This is a genomic window from Thermogutta sp. (assembly GCF_014359955.1).
Classification (GTDB): domain Bacteria; phylum Planctomycetota; class Planctomycetia; order Pirellulales; family Thermoguttaceae; genus Thermogutta.
In genome coordinates this window covers 1-2,367 of sequence record NZ_JACIYL010000693.1, presented here as the reverse complement: position 1 = coordinate 2,367, position 2,367 = coordinate 1, and the positions used below count along the sequence as shown (strand labels likewise).

The 2,367-nt window shown below is 57.0% G+C and carries 3 protein-coding genes; all 3 read right to left on the bottom strand.

What is annotated here, in order from left to right; genetic code table 11:
* Positions 1–1,210, bottom strand: a 1,210-nt coding sequence (locus H5U08_RS15940; protein WP_297035272.1) for a YeeE/YedE thiosulfate transporter family protein, incomplete at its 3' end; no start/stop codon positions are given.
* Positions 1,211–1,254: 44 nt separating this feature from the next.
* On the bottom strand, positions 1,255–1,794 hold the full coding sequence (locus H5U08_RS15935; protein WP_297035269.1) for a YeeE/YedE thiosulfate transporter family protein: 540 nt from the start codon (positions 1,792–1,794) through the stop codon (positions 1,255–1,257).
* Between the two features lie 69 nt (positions 1,795–1,863).
* The coding region (locus H5U08_RS15930) for a cytochrome b/b6 domain-containing protein (RefSeq protein WP_297035268.1) at positions 1,864–2,367 on the bottom strand (504 nt) is incomplete at its 5' end.

Genomic DNA, 2,367 nt, shown 5'->3' with positions numbered 1-2,367 from the left:
TTTCGTCCGGCCGTGAGACGTCGATGTTGGCCCCGGGGCTGCCGGGAATATTCAAACCAACGGGCACAGTACCAGTTGGACACTGGCGCAACTTGGTGAACGCCTCGGCGTAGCGAAAGTGCTCGTCTCCCTGGGAACCGAATTCCGGACCCGGGACGTTGAGATTGCCGGCGAAATACACGTCGCACCACCGATTAATACCCCCGGCCAGAATGTATGCGTTCATGTTTCGGGAGATGGCCAGGTGCTTCCAGGCCTCGATGGCGTCTCGTTCGTCGTTGGACATGACGACCACGACCTGCTCCGCCGTCAACCGGGGACGCCAGAATCGGTCGATCTCATCGATTGTCGTGTGGATAGCGTCCTTCAAATGGAAGAGGTTGTAATCCGATTCGCTTCGAACATCGAGAAGGATTCGATCCACCTGGTTGTTGTACATCAAATCCAAAAGCTCCGCTGGATCAATAAACACTTTGCGCGACTGGATCGCCGCGTCGAGTCGTGCCTTTTGCAGGGCAATTTTTCTCTCAGCGTCTGGCTGGCCAATGACCACAGCGACGAGTGCCAGAATGAGACCCGCCGTAGCAAAAGCGCGCAATACGACCGGAGAATTGGCTGCACCGGGGACGGGTGGCTTGGCCCATCGAAATCGCCTCTCGGCCCATTCTGCCGCGGCAAAGGCCCCGACGGCCATGAGGAACACGCCGAGCACAACCGGTCCGGCGTCGAGGCCCAGCCAATCAAAGATTGTCAACCGGCCCAGCGCGCCGGTGACTGTCCAGAATTCTTCCACGTAAGGAGATGTCAAACCGAAAAGGAACATGCCTGCCGCCACGCCGGTGGCGAAGGCCACGCCGTCGAGCTTGAGTGTCGCCGAAGAGACAAGCGATGTTCCGGGACAATAGCCACCAATGATAAATCCAACGCCCAGGGCCAGTCCCCCGGCAACAGAGGCGGCCAGGTACGTGGGTGGAACGAAGATCTGTTCAAAGTCGATCCAGCCTATGGCAGATCCGGCAAAGACAAGCAGCATTGCCGTTACGATGGCGGAGAACATCACCTTCAAAACGCGCATGTCGGATAGATAGAACTGCGCAGCAAGATTGCGGCAGTCACCGAAGCCGGCCTGTTCGAGAACAAACCCAAACCAGAACCCAATCACGACAGTCACCAACACTTCGGCAATACCCATCACATGCAGGGGGAACATTGTGCCGCCTCCAAAAAAGTTGTGCTGCTTTCCACACTTGCAAATCAAAGCCAGAATCGCCGAAAAGGATACGCCAGTGCGTACCCGGCTGCAAAAATCATCATCATGAACACCCAGCTTCCCAAAGACAGCACGGCGCCGCCCGACAACGCCTGTCCGGACGTGCACCCGCGTGCCATTGCAGCGCCCCATCCCATGAAGGCGCCCCCAATAAAGGCCAGAACAAGTCGCTGGGCTGGCCTGACCCGCGGTCCATGATAAATCTCCAGGCGAGTCCGCCCAGAAATAAGCCCCGAGATGAAACCTCCAAGAAGGACGCCCAGCACCATCCACACGATATGGTTATTGAGCGGATTGGCGAATCCGCCGCCCATCGGGGCGAAATATGGGTTGCGGTCAACCACGCTGGGGGCGACCACCTTCAAAACCTGGACGACGACTCGGGCAATCCCTCCGGAGGCTCCCAGACCACTTCCGGTGAGCAAAAAGGCCAGAAACAGGACGGTTCCCAGTGCCACTCCAGCCACATACGGATTCCAGTATTGTTTGACCGCGTGATCCTTTGGAGTTGGTTCGTTGGCCATTTCTTTGTTCTCCCTGAACATGGATGGAGTTTTCGCCTGAAATCCCCCTGGAGCGGTGTTCTCCTGGCGCTAAGCAATTTCGTTTTGCTGAACCGACGTGGCCTCGCCGGCGGAAGGCTCTTCAATGACTTCATATCCGGTAATCATCGTCACAAAATGGGCCCACGGGGTCGGACCCGTGGTCGCCAGATAGATGTGTGCGAGGACGAATGCGCCAAAAAACCATGCGCCCAGCATATGCACGGCGGCCAGGTTGCCGATTCCTCCCACGAAATGCATCAACTCTGGAGAATACTGCATAAACCAGAGGGCCACACCCGTGACAACTTGAACAGGCAACAGGATATTGAGAATCGCCAGGTACGTGATCTGCTGCAATGGATTGAGCCTCCGCCGGCGTGATCGCTGGAGCGGGTGTGGTTCCCCGTGGAACATTCCGTAGAGGTAGTATCGCAACTGCCGCCAGGCCAAAATGTGCAACTCACGCGGTTCCGGTATGAGTTGTCTCAGAGTACCCGTCGTCAGGTAGTAGAAAAACCCCAGAAAAGCATTGATCACCAGCAGCCAGCCCAC